Genomic DNA, 25,920 nt, shown 5'->3' with positions numbered 1-25,920 from the left:
TGGGAGTTGCAGGTCAATCGGTGAGCCGAGAGTGACGCCTTATCCTGCCTTAATGCAGCGTATGCGTCTTTTGGCAAATCAGCCTGCGGCGCGACTATAAGGCGCCGCTTATAGGTTTAAAAATAATATAAATTCACTTTGTTATTCCTTTTTGTTTGGTTGTCCGTGGGCCATCCCCCTCGTAGGCGCTGGCTTGCCAGCAAAGGCGTCCCCGAGGCCGGTGCAAGGCCTGTGGGCCTCTTCGCCGGCAAGCCGGCTCCTGCGGGTCAGGCGAAGGCGCCGGGGTAGGCGAACAGAGCCGGGGCGCCGCCGGTGTGCAGGAAAATGATCGGGCCATCGTTGAAGCGCTGGCGGCCAACGCCATCCAGCAGGCCGGCCATGGCCTTGCCGGTGTAGACCGGGTCCAGCAACAGGCCTTCCTGGCTGGCCAGCAACTTGACGGCGGCCAGGGTGCCGGCATTGGGTTCGCCGTAACGGGGGGCGAAGTATTCGTCCCACAGTTGCACGTTGAACGCCGCCGGCAGATTCACCCCCAGCAGTTCGGCGGTGCGCTCGGCCAGGCCCTGGACCTTGGGCCGCTGATCCTCGTCGCTGCGCGAGACGGTCACGCCGATCACCGGCAACTGTGGTAGCACTTCGCTCAAGGCCAGGGCCAGGCCGCTGTGGGTGCCGGCGCTGCCGGAGGCCAGGACCACCGCGGCGAATTCCAGGCCGCTGTCTTCGATCTGCTGCGCCAGCTCCAGGCCGGCGCGCACGTAACCCAGCGCGCCCAGGGCGTTGGAGCCGCCGATGGGCACCAGGTAGGGTTTCTTGCCGTTGCTGCGCAGGCGCGCGGCCAGGGCCTGCAACTGTGCGTCGGCCTGGTCGAGGTTTTCCACCAACTCGACCTTGGCGTCGAACAGGTCCAGCAGCAGGCGGTTGCCGTTGCCCAGGTAGCTGGGGTCTTCGGTGCCGATGGGGTTTTCCAGCAGGGCCACGCAACCCAGGCCGAGCTTGGCGGCCAGGGCCGCGGTCTGGCGCACGTGGTTGGACTGGATCGCCCCGGCGGTGATCAGGGTGTCGGCGCCTTGGGCCAGGGCATCGGCGGCCAGGTATTCGAGCTTGCGCAGCTTGTTGCCGCCCATGGCCAGGGGCGTGGTGTCGTCGCGCTTGACGTAGATATCGCGACCGACCCAGGCCGACAAGCGTTCGAGTTTTTCCAGGGCGGTGGTGTGACCGAGCAGGTCGAGACGGTTAAAGCGGGCAAGCTGTTGTTTGATCATGAGTCCGCACGGAGCAGGGAAGGTGCAAGGACTATAGGCAGCGATATTTGGCCGGGCAACCGCCAATCGCTTATGCGAAAAAGTGCTTGGTGCCGAACAATTAGTTCTTAAACCTCGCCCTGACGGGGCGTAAAGTGATCGCCGTTTGCGCGGCCCGATTGTCCGGCCGCCCGAGTGAGGAGTCTTATCGTGAGCGAGCGTTCCAGCCATTGGCAGTTGCAGACCATCGTTGGCCAACTGCGTGATGCCCGTGATCAGTGGCGTAGCCGCAACGGTCGGGTCAGCGGCGAGCAGGGCGGGCGTGAGCTGCCGTCGCGAGCGGCCATGGCGGAGATCCTCGAGGCCCTGTGCGGCGCCCTGTTCCCCATGCGCCTGGGGCCGGTGGACCTGCGCGAAGAGAGTGAAGACTTTTACGTCGGCCACACCCTGGACGCGGCGCTCAATGCGTTGCTGGCCCAGGCGCGCCTGGAGCTGCGTTACGTGGCCCGGCAGAACGGCGAGGCGGACGCCGAGGTCAACGCCCGGGCGATTCGCCTGATCCAGGATTTCGCCCTGGCCCTGCCGGGCCTGCGGGTGTTGCTGGACACCGACGTGCTGGCCGCCTACCACGGTGACCCGGCGGCCCGCAGCGTCGATGAAGTGCTGCTGTGCTACCCGGGCATCCTGGCGGTGATTCATCACCGCCTGGCGCACCATTTGTACCGTGCCGGCCTGCCGTTGCTGGCGCGGATCAGCTCGGAAATCGCTCACTCGGCCACCGGCATCGACATTCACCCGGGGGCGCAGATCGGCCGCAGCTTCTTCATCGACCACGGCACGGGCGTGGTGATCGGCGAGACCGCGATCATCGGTGAGCGGGTGCGCATCTACCAGGCGGTGACCCTGGGCGCCAAGCGCTTCCCGGCGGACGAAGACGGCCAGTTGCAGAAGGGCCACCCGCGCCACCCGATTGTCGAGGACGACGTGGTGATCTACGCCGGCGCGACCATTCTCGGGCGCATCACCATCGGCAAGGGCTCGACCATTGGTGGCAACGTCTGGCTGACCCGCAGCGTGCCGGCCGGCTGCAACCTGACCCAGGCCAACCTGCAGCACGACGACGGCTCGCAGAAGTAGGACAGGCCTCCTGTAGCCGCTGCCGCAGGCTGCGCTAGGCACCGCAGGGGCCTCGGCGGTGGTGCGATCGCCGGCGAGCCTGCGGCTCGTTCGCAGCCTGCGGCAGCGGCTACAGAGGCGTCCATGCCTCCCGCCGCACCGGCTTCTTGTAGCCGCTGCCGAGCCCGCGAGTCTGCGAAAAGGTCCGCAGGACCTGGCTTGACGATCAACCGCCACACACAGCCTGCGGCGGTTTTTTCGGCTGAACGATTCCGTTCGCCATCCGTCATACCCTTCCCTGAGCTAGCGTACTGAACAGTACCGCTGAGCCCTGCGATTAGTCCTTGAACGCCTATCCATGTTTAACTTGAACGCTAGTTCAAGTTAAACCGGTGGTTCGCTGCCCGCTCACAACAGGAGGCTTGCCTTTGCTGAGTCCGTACATTTCAGCCGTGTTTCATCCCTTCGAGGTGCACCGTTCATGAGTGCGCCATCCAGCTCCGCGAATAGCCTTATTCGCATGAACCCTCCGGTGTTCTACTTCGCCGCGAGCTTTATCCTGATCTTCGGCGTGGTGGTGATTTCCATGCCGGAACAGGCCGGCGCCTGGCTCCTGGCGGCGCAAAACTGGGCGGCCAATACGGTCGGCTGGTACTACATGCTGGCGATGACCCTGTACCTGGTCTTCGTGGTGGTCACCGCCTTGTCCGGCTACGGCAAGATCAAGCTCGGTGCCGACCACGACGAACCCGAGTTCAGTTACCTGTCCTGGGCCGGCATGCTGTTCGCCGCCGGGATCAGCATCACCCTGTTCTTCTTCTGCGTTTCCGAACCCCTGACCCACATGCTGCAACCGCCCCAGGGCGAGGCCGGCACCGCCGAGGCGGCGCGCCAGGGCATGCAGTTGCTGTTCCTGCACTGGGGCTTGCACGGCTGGGGGGTGTTCGCCTTCGTCGGCATGGCCCTGGCCTACTTCGCCTACCGGCATAACCTGCCGCTGGCCCTGCGTTCGGCGCTGTACCCGCTGATCGGCAAGCGCATCAACGGCCCCATCGGCTACGCGGTGGACGGCTTCGGCATCATCGCCACGGTGTTCGGCCTGGGCGCCGACATGGGCTTTGGCGTGCTGCACTTGAACTCCGGCCTCGACTACCTGTTCGGCATCGCTCACACCCAGTGGATTCAGGTCGGCCTGATCACCCTGATGATGGGCGCGGCGATCATTGTCGCGGTGTCGGGAGTCGACAAGGGCGTGCGGGTGATGTCCGACATCAACATGTTGCTGGCGGTGGCGCTGCTGCTGTTCGTGCTGTTCGCCGGCCCCACCCAGCACCTGCTCAACACCCTGATCCAGAACCTGGGGGATTACCTGGGTGCCTTGCCGGTCAAGAGTTTCGACGTCTACGCCTATAACAAACCCAGTGACTGGCTGGGCGGCTGGACGGTGTTCTACTGGGCCTGGTGGATTGCCTGGTCGCCGTTCGTGGGGCTGTTCATCGCGCGGATCTCGCGGGGCCGGACCATTCGCGAGTTCGTCTTCGGCGTGCTGCTGATTCCCCTGGGCTTCACCCTGGCGTGGATGTCGATCTTCGGCAACAGCGCCATCGACCAGGTGCTCAACCACGGCATGAGCGCCCTGGGCCTGTCGGCCATCGACAACCCGTCGATGACCCTCTACCTGCTGCTGGAAACCTACCCCTGGAGCAAGACCGTGATCGCGGTCACGGTGTTCATCAGCTTCGTGTTCTTCGTCACCTCGGCGGACTCCGGCACCGTGGTGCTCTCGACCCTGTCGGCCAGGGGCGGCAACGCCGACGAGGACGGGCCGAAATGGCTGCGGGTGTTCTGGGGTGCGATGACCGCGCTGGTCACCAGCGCGCTGTTGTTCGCCGGCAGCATCGATTCGCTGAAGTCGGCGGTGGTGCTGACCTCGCTGCCGTTCTCGCTGATCCTGCTGATGATGATGTGGGGGCTGCACAAGGCGTTCTACCTGGAGTCGCAGCGGCGCATTGCCCAACTGCATTCCCTGGCGCCGGTCGCGCCTTCGCGGCGCGGTAAGGGCGGCTGGCGCCAGCGACTGAGCCAGGCGGTGCACTTCCCGTCACGCGATGAGGTGTATCGCTTCCTCGACCAGACGGTGCGCCCGGCCATCGAAGAGGTGACCGCGGTGTTCGTCGAGAAAGGCCTGAACGTGGTGACCCAGCCGGACCCGGCCAACGACAGCGTGAGCCTGGAAATCGGCCATGGCGACCAGCACCCGTTCATCTACCAGGTGCAGATGCGCGGCTACTTCACCCCGTCCTTCGCCCGTGGCGGCATGGGCCCCAAAGAGCTGCGCAACCGCCGCTACTACCGGGCCGAGGTGCATCTGGCCGAGGGCAGTCAGGATTACGACCTGATGGGCTACAGCAAGGAGCAGATCATCAACGACATCCTCGACCAGTACGAACGCCACATGCAGTTCCTGCACCTGGTGCGCTGAGCCAGGCGCTCAGGCCCTGGTGAACAGCAGGTAGAGCACCAGGGCCAGCACCGGTACGGCAAACACCAGGCTGCCGACCATCAGTTCCGATCTCAGGGGCTGATGGGCGGTGACCATCCCCGCCGCGCCGTTGATCACCGTCAACGCCAGCCACAACCCGCTAAATCCAAAGCCCAATATCGATCGGGAAAAGCCCAGCCGCTCGCCGATGAACAGCAGCAGCGCCAGCAGAATCAGGCCGAAGGTGATGATGATGGTGGTGTGCATGGAAAGCGTCTCCTGCAGGAGCGGTCGGACGGCATCGCGCTGGCCGGCACGGGGTGTTTGTCGACCTGTCCATGCAGCATAGGCGGCAAACCAGACCATCTGATGCAAGGAGACGGGGTTCTTGGTCGGCCAGCCGTCTCCCGTGCTCATGAGCAGGCATTGGGCTATCAGCGTATTGATTAATCAAGCGTGACCATCGCTACAGCTCGCGTTCCGGGTTCCTGGCCGCCGCGGCGCTGCGCGAACTGTCGGCCTGAGGCTAGGTGCTTTCGCGTTCGATCACTCGGCATTGCAGCAGGTTCAGGCGCTGCACCGGCGCGCGGGTCGGCAGCACCCCGAGGCTTTCCAGGACCCGGGTCGCGGCCAGTACGCCGATCTCCAGCGCCGGTGGCTGGATGGTGCTCAGGCTGGGCAGCAGCATCTGGGCAAAGGGGTAGTCGCCAAAGCCCAGCACCGCGCAGTCCTCTGGAATCTTCAGCCCGGCGCGTTGCCCCGCCAGCAGGCCGCCGGCGGCCAGGTTGTCGTTGGCGAAGATGATGGCGTCGGGGCGCGGTGAGGCGCTCATCAGGGCCTCCATGGCCTGCTTGCCCGCTTCGAACGGGAGGCGGTCGGGATCCGGGGCAAACACCCGAGGTGGCAACTCCAGCTCTTTCAGCGTGGCGAGATAGCCATCGCGGCGCTCCAGGGCGCTGTAGTCGCCAGGCGCGCTGTTCTGCACGAAGGCAATGCGCCGGTAGCCCTTGGCGTGCAGGTGGCGAACCGCGCTGACCCCCACTTGAAAGTGGCAGAAGCCGATCTGCATGGGCTGGCGCTGTGGCTGGTAATCCCAGGTTTCGATCAGCGGGATCTCGGCTTCGGCGAGCATCTTTTCCGTGCCCGGGCTGTGGAAGTGGCTGGTCAGCACCAGGGCTGCCGGTGACCAGCCGAGAAAGGCCCGTACCGCGCTCTCTTCCTGTTTCTCGTCGAAGTAGCTGGAGGCCAGCAGCAGCTGATAGCCGTGGCGGCTGAGGGTGTCGCTGAAGCCCTGGATGGTCTGGGCGAAGATCGGCCCGGAAATGTTCGGAATGACCATGGCGACGATTCTGCCCCGGGCCGAGGCCAAGCCACCGGCCACCAGATTGGGCACGTAGCCGAGTTCGGCCACCACGGCGGCGATGCGTTCTCGACGTTCGGCGGAGACGCTCTCGGGCTGGTTGAAGTAGCGCGACACGGTGATCGCCGAGACCCCGGCCTGGCGCGCCACGGTGTTCAAGGTCACGCGGCCGGCGCCGCGGCGCTTGCGGCCAGGTGCTGGGTCAGTGGTCATGAGCGCGCTCCTTGGACTGAACCAAAAGGCATATAAAAGTAATTTTTCAGTATTGGACGCTCTATGTAGAGCGTGTCGATACTGGCGATGTTAGCGCTAACAAAGCGTCATGTCTGCTACTCGCTCGAGCGAATGCCCAAGACAGATTTCAGGCGCTGCCGGCGCAGATCGGCAGTGGTTCGGGGCATTTTCCAGCAGGTGCAGCATGCAGATATTTCATGGGGAGCAACACCGACTCGCGCATTCGATCCGTGGCACCACGGCCTCGCGCTCGCATCTGGGCTGGCTGTTGGCGGGCCTGGCGGCATTGCCGTTGCCAGCGGCCCTGGCCGGCGAAAGCGCGGCCACGGCGCAGGATCAGGAGCCGACCCTGAAGTCGGTGACGGTCACCGCCACCCGCCGCGAAGAATCGCTGCAGAAAGTCCCGGTGGCGGTTTCGGTGGTGGATGGCGAGCAGCTGGAGCGGGACAACCGCAACGGCGTGGCGAGCATCGTGCAGCAGGTGCCATCGCTGAATTTCCGCACCGGGGCCTCGAACAAGGACACCTCGCTGTTCATCCGCGGCGTGGGCACCATTTCCACTTCGCCGGGGGTGGAGCCGACGGTCGCGACGGTGATCGACGGTGTGGTCTACGGGCGTCCCGGCCAGGCCACCCTGGACCTGCTGGACCTGGAGCGCATCGAGGTGCTGCGCGGTCCCCAGGGTACCCTGTTCGGCAAGAACGCTTCGGCCGGGGTGCTGAATATCGTGACCAAGGCGCCTTCCGCCGAGACCCACGGCTACATCGACCAGTCCTATTACAGCGGCAATGAAAGCCGTACCCGCTTCGGCATTGGCGGCAGCCTGGTTCCCGATGTCCTCAAGGGTTCGGTCACCACCTTGTTCGGCAGTTACGACGGCAATGTGGACAACCGCCACAACGGCCAGGAGGTCAACGGCTACAACCGCAAGGGCGTGCGCGGCAAGCTGGAATTCACCCCTAGCGCCGACCTCAAGTTCACCCTGGCGGCGGACTACATGCAGTCCCATGACGACGCGCCCAATGGCGTGGTCAGCAAGGCCCTGACCCCGGCCTTCGCCAATGCCCTGGGCCCGGCGCGGGCCAGCAGCGACAACCGCGATATCAACACCGATACCCGCACCCATGTGGACGACATCAACAAGGGCCTGTCCGGCCAACTGGACTGGAACCTCGGCGACTACACCTTGACGTCCATCACCGCCTGGCGCGGCTGGAACAACACCCAGTACCAGGATGGCGACCGTCTTGGTACGGTCACCGCGGCGTTTCCCGGGACCGCCGACAAGGGTGACCTGGACTACAACCAGTACTCGCAGGAGCTGCGCCTGGCCTCGCCCAAGGGGCAGTTCCTGGAGTACGTCGGCGGCTTGTTCTACCTGCACGGCAAGGACGAGGAAACCTACCAGCGCACCCTGACCACGACCACCAGCGTCAACCGCGGGATTGCCGACTACAGCACCACCAACGACAGCTACGCGGTCTTCGGCGAAAGCACCCTGAATTTCACCGAGGACTTTCGCGGTATCGCCGGTTTGCGCTGGACTCATGACGACCTGAAATACGACCACCGTCGGGTGTCGACGTCAGCGACCACGGTCAGCGGGATCCAGCCCGGCACCCGGAGCTCGGGCTCGGTGGACGAGGATGGCTGGTCCGGTCGCCTGGGCCTGCAGTACGACCTCAGCCCCACCGTCACCAGCTACCTGACCTATTCCCGAGGCTACAAGGGCCCGGCCTACAACGTGTTCTTCAACATGCAGCCGCGGGACACCGATGCGCTCAAGCCAGAGACTTCCAACACCTGGGAAGCGGGGATCAAGGCCAGCGGCTGGAACAACCGCCTGACCACCAACCTCGCGGTGTTCCGCAGCGAGTACGACAACTACCAGGCCAACTTCTTCGACACCGTGGCCGGGCAGGTGGTGACCCGCCTGATCAACGCCGGCCGCGTCAGCAGTGAGGGCGTCGAGCTGGACTACGCCCTGCAGGCCACCCAGCAATTGAAGCTCTCCGGGGCCCTGGCCTACACCCGGGCGCGCATCGACGCGTTCGCCTGCCCGGCGGGCGCGGCGGCTTCCTGCAACGTCAACGGCAAGCCGTTGCCCTTCAGCCCGGATTGGAAAAGCTACGTGCGGGCCGACTACAGCATTCCCCTGGATAACGGCCTGGATCTTGAGTTGGGCACCGACTACAGCTGGCAAAGCGAAGTGCAGTACGACATCAGCCAAAACCCCGACACCCGGCAGGGCGCCTACGGCATCTGGAACGCCAGCATCGCCCTGGCCGACTACAACGACGGCTGGCGCGTGGCATTGCTCGGCAAGAACCTGGCTGACAAGTCCTATTCGCCGTTGCTGGCCAGTGGCGGCAACTACATCTACCGCGCCGTGCCCCGGGACGACGAACGTTACTTCGGCGTGCAGTTGCGCAAGGACTTCTGACCCTTTGCAGGTGCCGGCTTGCCACGGGCCTTGCGGGCGCTTGCGCTGGCAAGCCAGCTGTTGCGGAGGGTGTTTTTTTGCAGTGTGAAACAGGAGTTGCTCATGTCTCGTTCCACTCGCCAGCTCAAGCTCGGCGCCTTTCTCATGGCCACCGGTCACCACGTTGCCGCCTGGCGTCATCCGCAGGTGCTGGCCCAGGCAGGACTGGACTTTGCGGTCTATAAAGAACTGGCGCAGATCGCCGAGGCCGCGCGCTTCGATGCACTGTTCGTTGCCGACAGCCTGGCAGCGCCTACCGGCACCATCGCCAGCCGCATGGCCCGTTCCGATTACTTCGAACCCTTGACGTTGCTGTCGGCCCTGGCGGCCGTGACCGAGCGGATAGGGCTTATTGCCACTAGCACTACGAGCTATAACGTACCGTACCACGTAGCACGTAAATTCGCTTCGCTGGACCATCTTTCAGGGGGCCGGGCGGGGTGGAACCTGGTGACGTCGGACAATGCCACCGAAGCGCAGAATTTCGGGCGGGATGAACATTTCGGGCATGCCGAACGGTATCGCAGGGCCCGGGAGTTCCATCAGGTGGTCACCGGGCTCTGGGACAGCTGGGAGGACGACGCCTTTGTCCGGAACAAGGCCACTGGTGAGTATTTCGACCCGAACAAGCAGCATTTACTGGGCCATAGCGGCGAATTCTTCCAGGTCAAAGGGCCTTTGAATGTGCCGCGCCCACCGCAGGGTTACCCGGTGATCGTGCAGGCCGGCTCTTCCGAGAGCGGTCGTCAGTTGGCGGCGCAGACCGCTGAAGTGGTGTTCACCGCGCAGCCTTCCCTGGCCGCTGCACAGGCTTTTTATGCGGACCTGAAAGGGCGTCTCAAGCAGTACGATCGTAGTACGGAATCGCTGAAAATCATGCCCGGGGTGTTCGTGGTGGTGGGCGACAGCGAAAGCCAGGCCCGGGAGAAATTCGAATCGTTGCAGGCGCTGGTGGAACCTGAAGTGGGGGTGGCCCTGCTCGGGCGGATGCTGGGCAATTTCGATTTGTCCGGTTATCCGCTGGATGGGCCGTTGCCGCCGTTGCCCCTGACCGAGAGTGGCCAGCAGAGCCGCCAGCAGTTGCTCACCGAACTGGCCGGCAAGGACAACCTGACCCTGGCTCAGCTGGGGCGCAAGATTGCCGGCGGGCGTGGGCACTACAGCCTGATCGGTACGCCCGCGCAGATTGCCGACGAACTGCAGGCCTGGTTCGAGGAGGGCGCGGCCGACGGCTTCAATGTGCTGGTGCCGCATCTGCCGGGCGGCCTGCGGGATTTTGCGGTGGGGGTGATTCCGGAACTGCAGCGGCGCGGGCTGTTCAGAACGGAATACGAGGGCCGCACGCTGCGCGAGAACCTGGGGCTGGCACGGCCGAAGAATCAGTTTGTGTAACCACCGCCTGCTGCAGGAGCCGGCACGCCGGCGCCTGGGGGCGCATTGATCGACGTTCGTTGTTTTGCAAAGACCTGACCTAGAGAGGATTCGATGACTTACATCGCTGCCGAAAATCGTTACGACGCCATTCCCTATCGCCGCGTCGGCCGCAGTGGCCTGGTGCTGCCGGCCCTGTCCCTGGGGCTTTGGCACAACTTTGGCGACAGCACGCCGATCGACACCCAGCGCGCCTTGCTGCGCACGGCCTTTGACCTGGGGATCAACCACTTCGACCTGGCCAACAACTATGGCCCGCCCTACGGCAGTGCCGAGATCAACTTCGGCCGTCTGCTGCGCGAGGATTTCAAGGCCTATCGCGATGAGTTGATCATCTCCAGCAAGGCCGGTTGGGACATGTGGCCCGGGCCTTACGGACAGGGCGGCGGCTCACGCAAGTACGTGCTCGCCAGCCTTGACCAGAGCCTGCAGCGCCTGGGCCTGGACTATGTGGATATCTTCTATTCCCACCGCTTCGACCCCGATACGCCGCTGGAGGAAACCGCCAGCGCCCTGGCCACCGCGGTGCAGCAGGGCAAGGCGCTGTATATCGGCATTTCTTCCTACTCGGGGAGCAAGACCCGGGAAATGGCCGCGTTGCTCAAGGAGTGGAAAGTGCCGCTGCTGATTCACCAGCCGGCCTACAACATGCTCAATCGCTGGGTCGAGAAAGACCTGCTGGACACCACCGAGGAGCTGGGCGCCGGGGTCATCGCCTTTACCCCTCTGGCTCAGGGCCTGCTCACCGACAAGTACCTCAATGGCATTCCCGAAGATGCGCGGATCAATCGCCCGGGTGGCGGTTCGTTGCAGGCGTCGCACTTGTCGGAGGCGAATATCGCCCATGTCCGTGCACTCAACGAGATCGCCAGGAACCGTGGCCAGAGCCTGGCGCAACTGGCCCTGGCCTGGACCCTGCGCGACCCGCGGGTGACCTCGGCGCTGATTGGCGCCAGCCGGCCGCAGCAGATTGTCGAGAACGTCGGGGCGCTGCAGAACCTGAGTTTCAGCGTCGAGGAGCTGGCGCAAATCGATCATTTCGCCAAAGAAGGGCGCATCAACCTGTGGGAGAAACCCTCGACCGCGCAATAGCCGCGTTGGGTGGCGTGTTCACGCAGCAGCCCCCGGCAGAGTGATCTGCCGGGGGCTGTTTTTCATGGCGGGGTCGTGCCCGCGAGCGTGGTGTCGATTTGCAGCGTGGCTGGGCGGCTGGCAACGGCGCGCTCGTGCGCATCATCCAGGGCAACCCTGGCGGTTACCGACAGGCCCGGCCGCAAGCGTTCGAGCCCGGGCTGATGGGCGTCGAAGCGAATGCGCACCGGCACCCGCTGGACGATCTTGGTGAAGTTGCCGGTGCCCGGTTCGAAGGGCAGCAGGGCGAAGGTCGAGCCCGAGCCGGGTGCCAGGCTTTCCACGGTGCCGGTGATGCTGACGCCCGGTAGCGCATCGATGTTGATCCGCGTCGATTGCCCCGGGTGCATGTGCTGGGTCTGGGTTTCCTTGAAATGGGCCAGCACATAGAGCTCGTGCAGCGGCACCAGAGTCAGCAGGCGCGAGCCCGGCTGCACGTAGTCGCCAACCTGGACCTGCCGATTGCCGACGGTGCCGTCCATCGGTGCATAGACGGTGGTGTGGCGCAGGTCCTGTTGCGCCAGCGCCAGGCGCGCCTGGGCAGTCACCCCCTTGGCCCTGGCCATCTGCAACTGGGCTTGCAGGCGTTGGCGTTGCGCAGCCGTGACCGCCAGGTTGTTTTCGGCCACTTGCAGCATGGCCTGGGCATAGGCCAGCCCCTGTTCCGCCGAGATGGCCCGGGTGCTGTATTTCTCCACTTCGTTGCGTGCCACGGCGCCGGTGCTGACCAGGGTATCGAAGCGATTGCGTTCCGCGCCGGCGCGCCTGGATTCGGCCTGGTTGGTGCGGATGGCCGTTCGCGCGGCCAGCACGCGGGCGCTGGCCAGGCGCTGTTCGGCGTCCTGGATGGTCAGCGCGGCTTCGGCCAGGGCGACCTGTGCCTGGCTGTCCGCCAGATCGCCTTCGGCCAGGGTCACCCGGCTGTCGAACGCTTCGCTGTCGATGCGCACCAGCGGCTGGCCGGCGCTGACCGGCTGGTGATCCTTGACCAGCACCTGTGTCACCAGTCCGTGGACCCGTGGCGCGACGGAGGTGGCGTTGGCGGCGATGTAGGCATCGTCCGTGGCTTCCGTCGACGGTGCCAGCAACACCCAGCCCGCTCCGACCGCCACCAGCGTCAGGGCGACTGCGCCGGCGATCAGTGGGCGCCTGGAGCGTTTGGGCGGCGTCTCGGCCTCCTGGGCGGCTTGCAGGATGGCGTTCTGAGTCTGGGTGCTCTGCTCCATGTTGAAGCTCCATGCGGTTTGTATTACGATCATAATATTCATATGTCGGTCGCAATACCACAGGGAAGCACCTACCGTGACGACGAGCGCAACTGACCTTTCCGATGCGGGCCTCGAGCCTGGGCAGCATTCGACAAAACGGAAATTTCTGGTCTTCACGATCATGGCCTTTGGCATGTTCATGGCGCTGATCGACATCCAGATCGTCGCGGCTTCGCTCAACGATGTGCAGGCCGGGCTCAGTGCCGGCCCTGATGAAGTGAGCTGGGTACAGACGGCTTACCTGATCGCCGAACTGATCATGATTCCCTTCTCGGCGTTTCTCGCCCAGGCGCTTTCCACCCGCTGGCTGTTCGCCGCCAGTGCGGCGTTCTTCACCTTGTTCAGCGTGGGCTGCGGCCTGGCCTGGAACATCGAGTCGATGATCGTGCTGCGGGCTTTGCAAGGCTTTGCCGGCGGGGCGATGGTGCCCACGGTATTCGCCGTGGGTTTCGTGTTGTTCGAAGGCAAGCAGCGGGCGATGGTCCCGGCGATCCTCGGCATGACTGCGGTGTTGGCACCGACCTTGGGCCCCACCGTGGGCGGCCTGGTGACCTTCTACCTGGACTGGCGCTGGATCTTCTTTATCAACGTGCTGCCGGGGCTGCTGATCTGCATGGGCGCGGCGTTGCTGATCGACGTCGACCGCCCCGACCTGGCCCTGCTGCGGCGCATCGACTGGCTGCATTTTGTCGCCATGGCGCTGGCCCTGGGGTGCTTCGAATACGTGCTGGAGGAGGGGCCGCGCAAGGACTGGTTCAGCGACAGCGGGATCGTCATCGCAGCCTGGGTTTCCCTGGTGTCCTTTGGCTTGTTCATCGAGCGCTCGTTGTATTCGAACAATCCGCTCGTGTCGCTGGGGCCGTTCCGCGACCGCACGTTTGCCATTGCCTGCCTGCTGAACCTGGTGATCGGCTTTGGTCTGTATTCCTCGACGTACCTGGTGCCGGTGTTCCTCGGACGAGTGCGTGGCTTCGATAGCCTGGAAATCGGCACCACGGTGTTTGTCGTCGGCATCGGGCAGTTGGTCAGTACGATCATTGCTGCTCGCGCCTCGGAGAAAGTCGATCGGCGCCTGATCATTTCAGTGGGGTTCCTGGGCCTGGCGTTGAGCCTGTGGTTGACCTCCCGGGTCACTTCCAACTGGGGCTTCGATGAGTGGCTGGTGCCGCAAGTGGCGCGCGGCCTGTTCCTGATGCTGTGCATCGTGCCGAGCGTGAACATGGCCCTGGGTTCGTTCCAGGGAACTGAACTGCGCCAGGCTTCCGGGCTGTTCAACCTGATGCGCAACCTGGGCGGGGCCATTGGCATTGCCACGGTCAACACCTGGCTGCAGGACGATACCCGGGCCCAGTTCCTGCGCTTGTCCGAGTCGCTGGGGAGCCAGGCTCTCGCCGCGCAGGAGTTCATGGGCCAGTTGGCGCTGAAGATGGCCGCCGACACCCCGGACCCCAGCCACGCGTTGCTCATGGCCCAGGGGATTTTCGGTCGGCTGGTGGGGCGCGAGGCCCTGACCCTGGCGTTTGGCGAGGTATTCCAGTTGATGGCGCTGATGTTCGTGGCGGCGCTGTTGCTGGTGCCGTTGTGCAAGGTGCCCCCGGCGCTGACAGAGCCGGGGGCGAAGCAAAAGTGAGTGCTTCTGCTGGGTCGTTACAGGGCCCAAGCGCCGAAATTGGCGTTGCGCCGGTTGCGTTCAGGCGCTGATCGGCTCGGCAAAAAACACAAGGAGGTGAAACATGGATTATCCCGGTCATTGGTTTCGGGAGACTTGGTACGACCACGATATCTACTTGATGATCATCAAGGAGCCGGGTCCGCCACATCTTCATTCATGCACGGCGCAGGCATCGTTCAGCTACGTCGGAAGGTTGGCCGGGCATGGCCAGCATCCAAGTTTTTCGCTGCATTTTGCCTGCCCGCCCTATGGCAATGATTACGCCTGCAACGAGGCGGCATTGCGCGCCGGGCGGGCTCATGGACGCGCGCTGATCGAGCGCTGGCGCAATCGCCCGCGCACGCCGCCGGGCAGTACCAGGCCAGGTGGCACAGGGTGGAAGCGGCTGTTTCCAGTGCAGCAGGGTTGAGGTGCGGTAGCGCCCGGAGAGCATGGCAGATGAAGACTCACGCACAACCGTCGGCACCCTTGAGGCGCCGGCGCAAGCGCTTCAGAAAGGCGCTGTTCAAGGGCCTCTACAACGGGGTTTTGGCGGTGCTGCGGTGCCGCTTCTGGCTTGAGTCGCGGCTGGTTCCCCAGCGTGCCGCGGTGCGGGCGCTGAAGATGTTCACCACGCCGCAGCGGCTGCGCCGGCGATTCCCGTCAACCTTGCCCGGCGCCACGGTGCAGGACCTGGAAACCGCGCAAGGGCACCTGCGCTGCTTTGGCTGGACCCCGCCGCAGGTCCGCCGCCGGGTGCTGCTGGTGCACGGCTGGAGTGGCGCCAGTACCCAGTGGCAGTACCTGATCCCGCGGCTGCTGGAGCAAGGTTGTGAAGTGCTGTCCTTCGACTGCATCGGCCATGGCGACAGTGGTGGTCGACAGGCCTCGCTGCCGACCTTCGTCAGCATGCTCGGCCTGGTGCAGCAGCAACTGGGGCCCTTCGATACGGTGATCGGCCACTCCCTGGGCGGCGCTGCCGTCGGCTATGCCCTCAGCACCCGGGCCGGCGAGGGGTTCGAGCGGGCGGTGCTGGTGGCTGCGCCGGCCGATATCGAAAACGTGGTCCGGCGCTTTGCCGCGTTGCTGTGGATCAACGGCAACGTCAGGCAGCGCATGCAACGGCTGCTGGAGCAGCGCTATCAGAAGGGCCTGCGCAGCCTGGCGGTCAGCGGCTATGGCGGCCAGGTGCACATCCCGGTGCTGCTGGTGCACGACCAGCAGGATCAGGAGATTCCAGTAGATGACCTGCATGCCTTCGCCGAACGTTTGCCTCGGCCTCTGGTTTTACAGACCCGCGGGCTCGGTCATCTGAACATCCTCAAGAACGACGCGGCCCTGGCGGCCGTGGTCGAGTTCGTCTGCACAAAGGACCTCAACCTATGAGTGAACCATACGATGTGATCGTTATCGGCGCGGGGCCTGGCGGCTATGTCGCGGCCATCCGGGCGGCGCAACGTGGGCTGAAGACAGTCTGCATCGAGCGCTACAAGGGCAAGGATGGCAAGACCGCGCTGGGGGGCACCTGCCTGAACGTCGGCTGCATTCCTTCCAAGGCGCTGCTGGACAGCTCCCACCACTATGACGAAGCGCGCAACGGCTTGGCCGTGCACGGCATTGGCATCAGCCATCCGCAGATCGACGTTCCGGCCATGCTGGCACGCAAGGACAGCGTGGTGCGCAACTTCAATGGCGGTATCGCCGCGCTGTTCAAGGCCAATGGCGTGGCCCTGCTGGAAGGCCACGGCAAGTTGCTGGCCAACCGGCAAGTGGAGGTCACCGCCGCCGACGGCAGCACGCAACGCATCAGCGCCAGCCACATCATCCTCGCCCCGGGCTCGCGGCCGATCGACATTCCCGCGGCGCCCCTGACCGGCGAGGTGATAGTCGACTCCACCGGGGCCCTGGAATTCACCCGCGTGCCCAAGCGGCTGGGGGTGATCGGTGCTGGCGTCATCGGCCTGGAACTGGGTTCGGTCTGGGCCCGGCTGGGCGCGGAAGTCACGGTGCTCGAAGCCCTCGACAGCTTCCTGCCGGCAGTGGACGTGCAGATCGCCAGGGAAGCACGGAAGATTTTCGGCAAACAGGGCCTGGATATCCGCCTCGGCGCCCGGGTGACCGCTTGCGAAGTGCAGGGCGACAGCGTCCGGGTCAGCCTCAGCGAGGCCGGCGAGGAGCGGCAGCAAACCTTCGACCGGCTGATCGTTGCCGTCGGCCGCCGGCCCCTGACCACCGATCTGCTGGCCGCCGACAGCGGCGTGCAACTGGACGAGCGCGGTTTTATCCACGTCGATGGCCAGTGCCGCACCAGCGTCCCCGGTGTGTTTGCCATTGGCGACGTGGTGCGCGGCCCGATGCTTGCGCACAAGGCTTCGGAGGAGGGGGTGATGGTGGCCGAGAGCCTGGCTGGCCATCAGCATCCGCTCAATTACGAGCTGATCCCGTCAGTGATCTACACCCACCCGGAAATCGCCTGGGTCGGCCAGACCGAGCAAGCCCTCAAGGCCCAGGGCATCGAGCTGAACATCGGCACCTTCCCGTTTTCCGCCAGCAGCCGGGCCATGGCGGCCAACGACACTGCCGGGCTGGTCAAGGTGATTGCCGATGCCGCCAGCGACCGGGTGCTTGGCGTGCATGTGATCGGGCCGGGCGCCGCGGAGCTGGTTCAGGAGGGCGCGATCGGCATGGAGTTCGGCACCAGCGCCGAAGACCTGGGGATGATGGTGTTCTCCCATCCGACCCTGTCCGAAGCCCTGCATGAAGCGGCGCTGGCGGTGAATGGCCAGGCGATTCATATCGGCAATCGCAAGAAAAAAGCCCCTGCCAGCGTCAAATAGCCTGCTGTGCCCGGCTTCGCTCATCCAGCGCGGCCGGGTCCTGTTGCATCTCCCCGCGTCTCAGCGAAAGAACGGCACATCCCCAAGAATGGTCGCGCGCTGCATCACTCGGCGCTGTGGGCGGTAGTCGTCCACCGCATAGTGCTGGGTCACGCGGTTGTCCCAGAAGGCCACGTCGTTTTCCTGCCAGCGCCAGCGGAGGGTGAATTCCGGGCGGGTGGCGTGGGCGAACAGCAGCTTGAGGATGGCCTCGCTTTCGCTTTCGGACAGTTCGTTGATCTTGGTGGTGAAGCCGTCGTTGACGAACAGCGACTGGCGCCCGCTCACCGGGTGGGTGCGGATCACCGGGTGCGACAGCGGGGGATTCTTGCGTCGGGTTTCCTCCCAGCGCGCCAGGTCTTCGGGGGTGTTGCCGAAGCGTTCCAGGGGGAAGGACTTGATGAAGTCGTGGGTTGCGGTCAGGCCCTGCAGCAGGTTCCTCATGGGCTCCGACAGTGCCTCGTAGGCGGCGATGCCGCTGGCCCACAGGGTGTCGCCGCCGAACGCCGGCAACAGCTTGGCGCTGAGCACCGCGCCCAGGGCCGGGGTCGGCAGGAAGGTCACGTCGGTGTGCCAGATGGCGTTGTCGCGCACGTCGGTTTCGGCGGTGTCGAGGATCAGTATTTCCGGCTGTTCCGGCACATTGGGGTAGATCGGGTGGATGTGCAGGTCACCGAAGCTGGCGGCGAAACGCGCCTGTTGCTGTGGGGTGATTGGCTGGTCGCGGAAGAACAGCACCTGGTGTTTGAGCAGCGCCTGCTCGATGGCATCGCGTTGTTCGACGTTCAGCGGTTGGCTGATATCGACGCCGCTGATCTGGGCGCCGAGAGCGGAGCTTAAGGGGGTAATGGTCAGGCTCATGGGGGTTCTCTTGTACGGCGCCGAACGCTCGGCGTGGTCGGATTCGGTTTATCTGCAGCAATCTGAAAATCGCGGGCATGCACTGCTCTTGTAGCCGCTGCCGAGCCTTGGCGAGGCTGCGAACGGCTGCGCAGCAGACGCAAACCCGTACAACGCGGTCGTCCTGGTCGATCGCTGCGAGCGCTACGCGCTCGGTCGCAGCCTCGCTGGGGCTCGACAGCGGCTACAGCAAGTGACGCCGCAGGTCAGTGGGATTGGCCGTGCCAGGGCACCAGCTTGCGTTGCAGGGCGCGCAGGCCCATCTCCATGGCGAAGGCGATCAGGGCAATCACCAGTATCCCCAGCAGCACCACATCGGTGACCAGGAACTGCGCGGCGGACTGCACCATGAACCCCAGGCCGCTGGTGGCGGCAATCAGCTCCGCGGCCACCAGGGTCGACCAGCCCACGCCCAGGCCGATGCGCACGCCGGTGAGGATGTCCGGCAGGGCGCTGGGCAGGATCACGTGGCGAATCAGCTGCGCCCGGGTGGCGCCCAAAGACTGCGCGGCGCGCAGCTTGGCCGGGTCGACGGTGCGCACACCGGTGGCGGTGGCAATGGCGATCGGGGCGAAGATCGCCAGGTAGATCAGCAGCACCTTGGACAGCTCGCCAATGCCGCACCAGATGACGATCAGCGGCAGGTAGGCCAGGGGCGGTATCGGCCGGTAGAACTCGATCAACGGGTCGAGCACGCCACGGGCGATGCGGTTGGCGCCAATCGCGATGCCCACCGGAATCGCCGTCAGCACGGCACAGCCCAGGGCCAGGCCGATGCGTTCCAGGCTCGCCGCCAGGTGCTGCCAGAGGGTGGAATCCATGTAGCCGCTGGTGGCCAGCAACCAGCCTTTTTGCAGCACGGCGGCAGGCGGTGGCAGGAACAGCGGTTCTATCAGGCCGCTGGCGGTCACCGCCCACCACAGGGCCAGCAGGGTGATCAGGGTCAGCACGCTGATCCAGCGGGTGCTCAGGCTGCGGCGCACGGTTTGTGGCGCTTTAGGGTTGGCATCGCGGGTCGCGGTGGCGGGAATCTCGTAGATGCTCATGGACGCTCCTGCTGCTGGGTGGCGCTGCGCTGGGAGAACACCCGGGCCAGCACGTGTTCGCGGGTTTCGATGAACAGCGGGTCGGACTTGATCGCCCGGGCCGATTCGCCAGCAGCGTAGCGCTGGCCGAAGTCCAGGTTCAGGCGCTCGACGATCTGCCCTGGGTTGGGCGCCAGGAGGATCAGGTCGGTAGCGAGGAATACCGCTTCCTCGATGTCGTGGGTAATCAGGAACACCGGCTTGGCGGTGCGCCGCCAGACTTGCAGCAACAGCTCCTGCATCTGTTCGCGGGTGAAGGCATCCAGGGCGCCGAAGGGCTCGTCCATCAGCAGCACGCGCGGGTCGGCGGCCAGGGCGCGGGCCAGGCCCACGCGCTGTTTCTGTCCACCGGAAAGTTGCCAGATGCGGCGTTTGTCGAAGCCGGCCAGGTCCACCAGGGCGAGCATCTCCCGGGCCCGGGCTTCACGCGCGGCGCGGGCCACGCCGGCCAGTTCCAGGCCGAAGGCGACGTTGCCCAGCACGTCCTGCCAGGGCAGCAGGGCGTCGTCCTGGAACACCACGCCACGTTCGGCGCTGGGGCCCTTGACCGGCACGCCGTCGAGGCTGATGCGCCCGGCGCTGGGGTCGACGAAGCCGGCAATCAGGTTCAGCAGCGAGGTCTTGCCGCTGCCGGAAGGGCCCAGGGCGACCAGCAGTTGCTGTGGCCCCAGGGTCAGGGAAATATCCGCCAGCACCGGTTCGGCGGCGCCGGGGTACTGTGCGCTGATGCGCTCCAGTTGTAGCAAGGCCATGACGGCTATCTCCTGTCCGGTCGCGGGTTATTCAGGGATGAACTGGGCGCTGACGTAGGGGGCGTAGTCCGGCAGCACCGCTTCGACCTTGCCTTGCTCCTTGAGGAACACCGCGGTGTCGGTGATGGCCTTGGTGGTCGGGGCGCCGAGGCTGACCACCTGGTCGGCGGCCAGTGGGTAGACGTTGCCTTGCAGCAGCAGCGGGATATCGCTGGCCTTGGCCCCGGAGAGCTTGACCAGTTTGTCGACGTTGCCCTGATTGGCCAGCCAGGCTTGTGGGTCCTTGCGGTACTGGGCGTAGGCCTCCAGGGTCACCTTGGCGAAGGCCGTGACGATCTCTGGGTGCTTCTCGGCGAAATCCTTGCGCACGATCCAGGCGTCGAAGGTCGGCGCGCCGAACTTGGCCAGCTCACCGGAAGTGATCAGCACCTTGCCGTTTTCCTTGGCCACGCCCAGGGCCGGGTCCCAGACGTAGGTGGCGTCTATATCACCGCGCTTCCAGGCAGCGATGATCGCTGGTGGCGCGAGGTTGAGGACCTGCACTTTCGAGGGGTCGATGTTCCAGTGCTTCAGCGCCGCCAGCAGGCTGTAGTGGCCGGTGGAAACGAACGGCACGGCGACTTTTTTACCGATCAGGTCCTGGGGGCTGTTGATCCCGGAACCGTTACGGGCCACCAGGGCTTCGGCGGCGCCGATCTGGGTGGCGATCAGGAAGGTTTGCACCGGCACCTTGCGGGTGATGGCGGCGGTCAGCGGGCTGGAGCCCAGGTAGCCGATCTGCACATCACCGGAAGCGATGGCGGCAATGACGTCGGCACCGTTGTCGAATTTGCGCCAGTTGATCTTGGCCTGGGTGGCTTTTTCGTAGCTGCCGTCGGCCTGGGCGACCTTGGCCGGGTCGACGGTGGTCTGGTAGGCGACGGTGACGTCGGCCGCCTGGGCAAAGAGACTCGCAGCGGCCAGGGACGCGGCCGCCAGGAGGCGAAGGGGGAAGTGCAGTTTCATGGAGTTGCTCCTCATAGGCGGCCAGTGATCGGCGTGGGAGCAGACTAAATGATCTAAGAATGCAGAAATAAATAACTTATTTGCATTAGCTTATGAGGGGAAATTCGTGGGCCTGGCCCGCAGGCTGTTGTGGCGAGGGAGCAAGCTCCCGTTAAGTGGCGCAGCCATCCTCAAACCTGGCGACCGGATATTCCTGAATAACCGCGCCGCCTGAGCTGAGGGCTGCTTTGCAGCCCAGCGGGAGCAAGCTCCCTCGCCACGGTTCTAGTTGCTGATGGCCAGGATGCTGGCCTGGTAGGCGCCGACGAACACGTCGAAATCACCCACTTCGTTCTGCTCAAGCTCGGTCTGCTGCTCCAGGGATTTGCGCGCCGCTGCTTCGAAGGCGGTTTGCTCTTCCTTGCTCAGGGCCTGGCTGCGGAAGTGCTCGGCATGCACCTGGCTCTGGCGCAGTGAGAACTGGCTGAAGCTCTCCTTGTGCTCGCTCATGGCGGCCAGCACCTGGGCCGATGGGGTCAGGGACGAATCCTTGACCTTGGCCAGCTGGGCGTCCAGCGCCTTGCTGTGCACGTCGCTGCCGTGGCTCCGGTCGAGCAGGGCCGCCAGCGGGGCGATCTGCTCCAGCAGTTCGGCGGCCCACTCCTTCATTTCCACCGGCTGGCCCTGGCGTTGCAGTTGCAGGCCCGGGCGGCGGCCTTCCTTGACCACCGCGAGGAAGTTCGAGGTGGCATTGCCGCACTCGTTGTTCTCGAACAGCGGGCTGTCGTTGAGCGCGCAATACAGCAGGAAGGCGTCGAGGAAGCGGGCTTCCTGGAGGTCGATGCCCAGGGGCAGGAACGGGTTGATGTCCAGGCAGCGCACTTCGACGTACTGGATGCCCCGGGCCATCAGCGCCTGGATCGGTCGCTCGCCGGTGTAGGTCACGCGTTTGGGGCGGATGTTGGAGTAGTACTCGTTTTCGATCTGCAGGATGTTGGTGTTCAGTTGCACCCACTCGCCATCCTTGTGGGTGCCGACGGCGACGTAAGGCGCGTAGGGCGTGGCCACGGCCTTGCGCAGGCTGTCGGTGTAGCTGTTCAGGTCGTTGTAGCAGGGGGTCAGGCCGGCCTGGGCCTTGCTCTGGTAGCCCAGGTCGCTCATGCGCAGGCTGGTGGCGTAGGGCAGGTACAGGGTTTCAGCATCCAGCTGTTCCAACTGGTGCGAGCGGCCGCGCAGGAAACCCGCGTCCAGGGCCGGCGAGGCGCCGAACAGGTACATCAGCAGCCAGCTGTAGCGGCGGAAATTGCGGATCAGCGCGATATAGGCCGAGGACTGGTAGTCACGGTCGCTGCCGACAAAGCCTTCGGCGTCCTTGAGCAGTGGCCACAGCTGTTCCGGCAGGGAAAAGTTGTAGTGGATGCCGGCGATGCACTGCATGGTCTTGCCGTAGCGCAGGGCCAGGCCCTTGCGGTACACGTACTTGAGCTGACCGATGTTGGAGGTGCCGTAGTAGGCGATCGGGATGTCTTCCTCGGCCGGCAACGGGCACGGCATCGATGGACTCCACAGGTACTCGTTGCCGAGCTTGCTGTAGGCGAAGCGATGAATCTTGTCGAGGCTGGCCAGGGTGTCCGCCGGGTCCGCGAGGGCCGGGGTGATGAACTCCAGCAGCGACTCGGAATAGTCGGTGGTGATCTGTTCGTTGGTCAGCGCGGAACCCAGTTCTTCCGGGTGCGGGGTCTGTGCCAGGCGGCCTTCGCCGGTGACACGCAGGCATTCACGTTCGATACCGTGCAGGCACTGCTCGAGCAGGGAGAGGTTAGCGCGCTCGCCGAGCAGAGCCAGGCGGCGGTTGAGAAGTTCGCTCAAGTTGGATTCCTTCACGCGTCAGTCGCCCCAATATGGGGGTGGGCAGGACGGTCTACAAGGGTGAAGTTAAAACTGGCGTTTTCGCCTGGTTTTTGAGTCAAGCCGACTCGCCTGAAAACGCCAACACTCCATCCTTGAATCTGGCTTCAGCGCGGGCAAGAAAACTCCGACGCCGCTTTCGCAGCGCCGAAATTAACCCAAATTCATGACAGGGAGCTATAGGACCGCGAAGGTGCCTTGTGCTTTTGCGACCAGTTTGTCGCCCTGGATCACATCCGCCTCGACCACCAGGGTACGGCGGCCGGGGTGGATCACCTTGGCCCGGCACAGCACCTCGCCCTCGGCCACCGCGCGGATGTAGTTGATCTTGCACTCGATGGTGGCGCTCTGCTGGTCAAAGCCGTGGGTGCTGGAACAGGCCAGCCCCATGGCAATGTCCACCAGGCTGAAGATCGCCCCGCCGTGCAGCTTTTGCCCGCGATTGCGCAGCTGCGGGGTCAGCTCCAGGGCGACGTCCGCCTCGCCTGTTTCCAGGCGTTGCAGACGGCAGCCGAGCAATTGGCTGAAGGCGCTTTCGGTCAGGCCGGCAGGGATTTGCATCAGCGCTTCTTCAACTGCTTGGCGTTGGCGAACAGCGAAGCCATGGCGTTGTTGCTCGGGGCTGCGGTCGCGGTTTCCTTGCGCGGTGCGCTGCCCTGGGACGAGCGTGGCGCCGAGCCCGGACGGGAACCGCGGGCGCCGTCGATCTTCTCGCCCGGGGTGTCGCCCATGCGCATCGACAGGCCCACGCGTTTGCGCGGGATGTCGACTTCCATGACCTTGACCTTGACCACGTCGCCGGCCTTCACCGCTTCACGCGGGTCCTTGATGAACTTCTCCGACAGCGCCGAGATGTGCACCAGGCCATCCTGGTGCACGCCGATGTCGACGAAGGCGCCGAAGTTGGTGACGTTGGTCACCACGCCTTCGAGGATCATCCCCAGTTGCAGGTCCTTGAGGTCTTCGACGCCGTCCTGGAACTCGGCGGTCTTGAACTCGGGACGCGGGTCGCGGCCCGGCTTGTCCAGTTCCTGAAGGATGTCGGTGACGGTGGGCAGGCCGAAGGTTTCGTCGGTGAATTTCTTCGGGTCCAGGCGCTTGAGGAAGCCGCTGTCGCCGATCAGCGAACGGATGTCGCGGCCGGTGTCGGCGGCGATGCGCTGCACCAGCGGGTAGGCTTCCGGGTGCACCGCCGAAGCGTCCAGCGGGTTGTCGCCGTTCATCACGCGCAGGAAGCCGGCGGCCTGTTCGAAGGTCTTTTCACCCAGGCGCGCGACCTTTTTCAGCGCGGCGCGGGTCTTGAACGCACCGTGCTCGTCGCGGTGGCTGACGATGTTCTGCGCCAGGGTCGCGTTGAGCCCGGAGATCCGCGCCAGCAGGGCCACGGAAGCGGTGTTGACGTCGACGCCCACGGCGTTCACGCAGTCCTCGACCACGGCATCCAGGCCACGGGCCAGTTTCAGCTGCGAGACGTCGTGCTGGTACTGGCCGACACCGATGGATTTCGGGTCGATCTTCACCAGCTCCGCCAGTGGGTCCTGCAGGCGGCGGGCAATGGACACCGCGCCACGGATCGACACGTCCAGGTCCGGGAATTCCTTGGCCGCCAGTTCCGAGGCCGAGTACACGGATGCACCGGCTTCGGAAACCATGACCTTGGTCATCTTCATGGCCGGGTATTTTTTGATCAGTTCGGCGGCCAGCTTGTCGGTCTCGCGGCTGGCGGTGCCGTTGCCGATGGCGATCAGGTCCACCGAGTGCTTGGCGCACAGCGCGGCCAGGATGCCCAGGGTCTGGTCCCACTTGTTGTGTGGCACGTGGGGGTAGACCGTGGCGTGGTCCAGCAGCTTGCCGGTGGCATCCACCACCGCCACCTTGCAGCCGGTGCGCAGGCCCGGGTCCAGGCCCAGGGTGGCGCGCGGGCCGGCCGGGGCGGCCAGCAGCAGGTCGTGCAGGTTGTGGGCGAAGACGTTGATCGCCTCGGTTTCCGCGCCATCGCGCAACTCGCCCAGCAGGTCGGTTTCCAGGTGGGTGTAGAGCTTGACCTTCCAGGTCCAGCGCACCACTTCGCCGAGCCATTTGTCGGCGGGGCGGTTCTGGTTCTGGATGCCGAATTGCTGGCCGATCATGCCCTCGCAGGGGTGCATGGTGCCCGGCAGCTCGTCACCGACTTTCAGCGCGGAGCTGAGAATGCCTTCGTTGCGGCCACGGAAAATCGCCAGGGCGCGGTGCGACGGCATGCTTTTCAGTGGTTCATCGTGTTCGAAGTAGTCGCGGAACTTGGCGCCTTCCTCTTCCTTGCCAGCGACCACGCGGGCGCTGAGGGTGGCTTCCTGCTTGAGGAAATTGCGCAGCTTGTCCAGCAGGCCGGCGTCTTCGGCGAAGCGCTCCATGAGGATGTACTTGGCGCCTTCCAGGGCGGCCTTGACGTCGGCCACGCCTTTGTCGGCGTTGACGAAGCGTGCGGCTTCGGTTTCCGGGGCCAGGCCTGGGTCGTTGAACAGGCCGTCCGCCAGCTCGCCGAGGCCGGCTTCCAGGGCGATCTGGCCCTTGGTGCGGCGCTTCTGCTTATAAGGCAGGTACAGGTCTTCGAGGCGGGTCTTGGTGTCGGCCAGCTTGATGTCACGGGCGAGTTCCGGGGTCAGCTTGCCTTGCTCTTCGATGCTGGCCAGGATGCTGATCCGCCGTTCGTCGAGTTCTCGCAGGTAGCGCAGGCGCTCTTCCAGATGACGCAGCTGGGTGTCATCGAGGCTGCCGGTGACTTCTTTCCGGTAGCGGGCGATGAAGGGCACGGTGGAGCCTTCATCCAATAGAGCGACGGCCGCTTCGACCTGTTGTGGGCGTACACCGAGTTCCTCGGCAATGCGGCTGTTGATGCTGTCCATAAAACCACCTGACAAATGTGTGAAAGCAGGCCCGCGGGCACCCAAGTTAAGGCCCGGCGGGTCTGGTTGAGCGGCCTGGCACGCACCGCCACCTGGATCAAAAGGCTGCCTGTTGACCCGTGAAATCGAAAAAA

At 64.8% G+C, this 25,920-nt stretch carries 20 protein-coding genes and 1 pseudogene; 10 read left to right on the top strand and 11 right to left on the bottom strand.

The features are described 5' to 3' along the window. Window positions 1–266: 266 nt before the first annotated feature. Window positions 267–1,262, bottom strand: a complete 996-nt coding sequence (locus tag LXM55_RS19515; RefSeq protein WP_233321883.1) for a D-cysteine desulfhydrase — start codon at window positions 1,260–1,262, stop codon at window positions 267–269. A 189-nt stretch (window positions 1,263–1,451) separates the two neighbouring features. On the opposite strand from LXM55_RS19515, the gene epsC reads away from it, so the two are divergent. After that, window positions 1,452–2,378, top strand: a complete 927-nt coding sequence (epsC, locus tag LXM55_RS19510) for a serine O-acetyltransferase EpsC (protein WP_115581371.1) — start codon at window positions 1,452–1,454, stop codon at window positions 2,376–2,378. Window positions 2,379–2,877: 499 nt separating this feature from the next. After that, the gene (gene betT, locus LXM55_RS19505) at window positions 2,878–4,839 is read left to right on the top strand and encodes a choline transporter BetT (RefSeq protein ID WP_233321994.1); all 1,962 of its coding nucleotides are present in this window, start codon (window positions 2,878–2,880) and stop codon (window positions 4,837–4,839) included. A 9-nt stretch (window positions 4,840–4,848) separates the two neighbouring features. On the opposite strand, the gene LXM55_RS19500 is transcribed toward betT, so the two are convergent. Continuing rightward, complete coding sequence (locus LXM55_RS19500; RefSeq protein ID WP_233321882.1) at window positions 4,849–5,106, bottom strand: hypothetical protein; 258 nt, start codon at window positions 5,104–5,106, stop codon at window positions 4,849–4,851. A gap of 182 nt (window positions 5,107–5,288) precedes the next feature. Here LXM55_RS19500 and LXM55_RS19495 point away from each other — a divergent pair. Further along, window positions 5,289–5,363 (top strand): annotated as a pseudogene (locus LXM55_RS19495) (type II toxin-antitoxin system HicB family antitoxin); the annotation flags it as partial. Window positions 5,364–5,365: 2 nt separating this feature from the next. On the opposite strand, the gene LXM55_RS19490 reads toward LXM55_RS19495, so the two are convergent. Beyond that, window positions 5,366–6,412, bottom strand: a complete 1,047-nt coding sequence (locus tag LXM55_RS19490) for a LacI family DNA-binding transcriptional regulator (RefSeq protein WP_233321881.1) — start codon at window positions 6,410–6,412, stop codon at window positions 5,366–5,368. Between the two features lie 205 nt (window positions 6,413–6,617). Between LXM55_RS19490 and LXM55_RS19485 the strand changes: the two genes are divergently transcribed. The 3 genes from LXM55_RS19485 to mgrA all read left to right on the top strand — a co-directional run bounded on the left by LXM55_RS19485 (window position 6,618) and on the right by mgrA (window position 11,438). Beyond that, window positions 6,618–8,876, top strand: coding sequence for a TonB-dependent receptor (locus LXM55_RS19485; RefSeq protein ID WP_233321880.1), 2,259 nt, complete (start codon window positions 6,618–6,620; stop codon window positions 8,874–8,876). 102 nt (window positions 8,877–8,978) lie between these two features. Next, window positions 8,979–10,307 carry an LLM class flavin-dependent oxidoreductase gene (locus LXM55_RS19480; protein ID WP_233321879.1) on the top strand — a complete coding sequence of 443 codons (1,329 nt, stop codon included), beginning with the start codon at window positions 8,979–8,981 and terminating at the stop codon, window positions 10,305–10,307. A 93-nt stretch (window positions 10,308–10,400) separates the two neighbouring features. Then, on the top strand, window positions 10,401–11,438 hold the full coding sequence (gene mgrA, locus LXM55_RS19475; protein ID WP_233321878.1) for an L-glyceraldehyde 3-phosphate reductase: 1,038 nt from the start codon (window positions 10,401–10,403) through the stop codon (window positions 11,436–11,438). Between the two features lie 62 nt (window positions 11,439–11,500). On the opposite strand, the gene LXM55_RS19470 is transcribed toward mgrA, so the two are convergent. After that, complete coding sequence (locus LXM55_RS19470; RefSeq protein ID WP_233321877.1) at window positions 11,501–12,703, bottom strand: HlyD family secretion protein; 1,203 nt, start codon at window positions 12,701–12,703, stop codon at window positions 11,501–11,503. A gap of 163 nt (window positions 12,704–12,866) precedes the next feature. Here LXM55_RS19470 and LXM55_RS19465 point away from each other — a divergent pair, with 163 nt between their 5' ends. From LXM55_RS19465 to lpdA, 4 genes are all read left to right on the top strand, one after another. Continuing rightward, a complete protein-coding gene (locus LXM55_RS19465; RefSeq protein ID WP_233321876.1) occupies window positions 12,867–14,375 on the top strand; it encodes a DHA2 family efflux MFS transporter permease subunit in 1,509 nt (502 codons plus the stop codon). A 103-nt stretch (window positions 14,376–14,478) separates the two neighbouring features. Then, on the top strand, window positions 14,479–14,826 hold the full coding sequence (locus tag LXM55_RS19460) for a hypothetical protein (RefSeq protein WP_233321875.1): 348 nt from the start codon (window positions 14,479–14,481) through the stop codon (window positions 14,824–14,826). A 29-nt stretch (window positions 14,827–14,855) separates the two neighbouring features. Beyond that, window positions 14,856–15,782, top strand: a complete 927-nt coding sequence (locus tag LXM55_RS19455) for an alpha/beta hydrolase (RefSeq protein ID WP_233321874.1) — start codon at window positions 14,856–14,858, stop codon at window positions 15,780–15,782. Then, the gene (lpdA, locus tag LXM55_RS19450) at window positions 15,779–17,233 is read left to right on the top strand and encodes a dihydrolipoyl dehydrogenase (protein ID WP_233321873.1); all 1,455 of its coding nucleotides are present in this window, start codon (window positions 15,779–15,781) and stop codon (window positions 17,231–17,233) included. Before LXM55_RS19455 ends, lpdA begins: the two co-directional genes overlap by 4 nt. 60 nt (window positions 17,234–17,293) lie before the next feature. On the opposite strand, the gene tauD is transcribed toward lpdA, so the two are convergent. The 7 genes from tauD to LXM55_RS19415 form a co-directional block, all read right to left on the bottom strand. Then, window positions 17,294–18,133, bottom strand: a complete 840-nt coding sequence (tauD, locus tag LXM55_RS19445) for a taurine dioxygenase (protein WP_233321872.1) — start codon at window positions 18,131–18,133, stop codon at window positions 17,294–17,296. A 245-nt stretch (window positions 18,134–18,378) separates the two neighbouring features. Beyond that, window positions 18,379–19,218 (bottom strand): taurine ABC transporter permease TauC, encoded by an 840-nt coding sequence (tauC, locus tag LXM55_RS19440; RefSeq protein WP_233321871.1) that lies wholly within the window; start codon window positions 19,216–19,218, stop codon window positions 18,379–18,381. After that, complete coding sequence (gene tauB / locus LXM55_RS19435; protein WP_060837031.1) at window positions 19,215–20,009, bottom strand: taurine ABC transporter ATP-binding subunit; 795 nt, start codon at window positions 20,007–20,009, stop codon at window positions 19,215–19,217. Before tauB ends, tauC begins: the two co-directional genes overlap by 4 nt. 27 nt (window positions 20,010–20,036) lie before the next feature. After that, window positions 20,037–21,014 (bottom strand): taurine ABC transporter substrate-binding protein, encoded by a 978-nt coding sequence (gene tauA / locus LXM55_RS19430; RefSeq protein ID WP_233321870.1) that lies wholly within the window; start codon window positions 21,012–21,014, stop codon window positions 20,037–20,039. Between the two features lie 264 nt (window positions 21,015–21,278). Next, a complete protein-coding gene (gshA, locus tag LXM55_RS19425) occupies window positions 21,279–22,862 on the bottom strand; it encodes a glutamate--cysteine ligase (RefSeq protein WP_233321869.1) in 1,584 nt (527 codons plus the stop codon). A 216-nt stretch (window positions 22,863–23,078) separates the two neighbouring features. Beyond that, the gene (locus tag LXM55_RS19420; RefSeq protein ID WP_011058654.1) at window positions 23,079–23,462 is read right to left on the bottom strand and encodes a PaaI family thioesterase; all 384 of its coding nucleotides are present in this window, start codon (window positions 23,460–23,462) and stop codon (window positions 23,079–23,081) included. Further along, complete coding sequence (locus tag LXM55_RS19415) at window positions 23,462–25,786, bottom strand: Tex family protein (protein ID WP_233321868.1); 2,325 nt, start codon at window positions 25,784–25,786, stop codon at window positions 23,462–23,464. Before LXM55_RS19415 ends, LXM55_RS19420 begins: the two co-directional genes overlap by 1 nt. Window positions 25,787–25,920: the final 134 nt, after the last annotated feature.

The sequence above is a fragment of the Pseudomonas sp. Au-Pse12 genome, assembly GCF_021341665.1.
Taxonomy (GTDB): domain Bacteria; phylum Pseudomonadota; class Gammaproteobacteria; order Pseudomonadales; family Pseudomonadaceae; genus Aquipseudomonas.
The sequence above is the reverse complement of the archived record's forward strand: the minus strand, read 5'-3'. Positions and strand labels throughout refer to the sequence as shown.

Bases quoted from the DNA above. Each gene is read 5' to 3' on its own strand.
- LXM55_RS19515 (WP_233321883.1), bottom strand. From the start codon at position 1,262: ATGATCAAACAACAGCTTGCCCGCTTTAACCGTCTCGACCTGCTCGGT.
- betT (WP_233321994.1), top strand. From the start codon at position 2,878: ATGAACCCTCCGGTGTTCTACTTCGCCGCGAGCTTTATCCTGATCTTC.
- LXM55_RS19500 (WP_233321882.1), bottom strand. From the start codon at position 5,106: ATGCACACCACCATCATCATCACCTTCGGCCTGATTCTGCTGGCGCTG.
- LXM55_RS19490 (WP_233321881.1), bottom strand. From the start codon at position 6,412: ATGACCACTGACCCAGCACCTGGCCGCAAGCGCCGCGGCGCCGGCCGC.
- LXM55_RS19485 (WP_233321880.1), top strand. From the start codon at position 6,618: ATGCAGATATTTCATGGGGAGCAACACCGACTCGCGCATTCGATCCGT.
- LXM55_RS19480 (WP_233321879.1), top strand. From the start codon at position 8,979: ATGTCTCGTTCCACTCGCCAGCTCAAGCTCGGCGCCTTTCTCATGGCC.
- mgrA (WP_233321878.1), top strand. From the start codon at position 10,401: ATGACTTACATCGCTGCCGAAAATCGTTACGACGCCATTCCCTATCGC.
- LXM55_RS19470 (WP_233321877.1), bottom strand. From the start codon at position 12,703: ATGGAGCAGAGCACCCAGACTCAGAACGCCATCCTGCAAGCCGCCCAG.
- LXM55_RS19465 (WP_233321876.1), top strand. From the start codon at position 12,867: ATGGCCTTTGGCATGTTCATGGCGCTGATCGACATCCAGATCGTCGCG.
- LXM55_RS19460 (WP_233321875.1), top strand. From the start codon at position 14,479: ATGGATTATCCCGGTCATTGGTTTCGGGAGACTTGGTACGACCACGAT.
- LXM55_RS19455 (WP_233321874.1), top strand. From the start codon at position 14,856: ATGAAGACTCACGCACAACCGTCGGCACCCTTGAGGCGCCGGCGCAAG.
- lpdA (WP_233321873.1), top strand. From the start codon at position 15,779: ATGAGTGAACCATACGATGTGATCGTTATCGGCGCGGGGCCTGGCGGC.
- tauD (WP_233321872.1), bottom strand. From the start codon at position 18,133: ATGAGCCTGACCATTACCCCCTTAAGCTCCGCTCTCGGCGCCCAGATC.
- tauC (WP_233321871.1), bottom strand. From the start codon at position 19,218: ATGAGCATCTACGAGATTCCCGCCACCGCGACCCGCGATGCCAACCCT.
- tauB (WP_060837031.1), bottom strand. From the start codon at position 20,009: ATGGCCTTGCTACAACTGGAGCGCATCAGCGCACAGTACCCCGGCGCC.
- tauA (WP_233321870.1), bottom strand. From the start codon at position 21,014: ATGAAACTGCACTTCCCCCTTCGCCTCCTGGCGGCCGCGTCCCTGGCC.
- LXM55_RS19420 (WP_011058654.1), bottom strand. From the start codon at position 23,462: ATGCAAATCCCTGCCGGCCTGACCGAAAGCGCCTTCAGCCAATTGCTC.
- LXM55_RS19415 (WP_233321868.1), bottom strand. From the start codon at position 25,786: ATGGACAGCATCAACAGCCGCATTGCCGAGGAACTCGGTGTACGCCCA.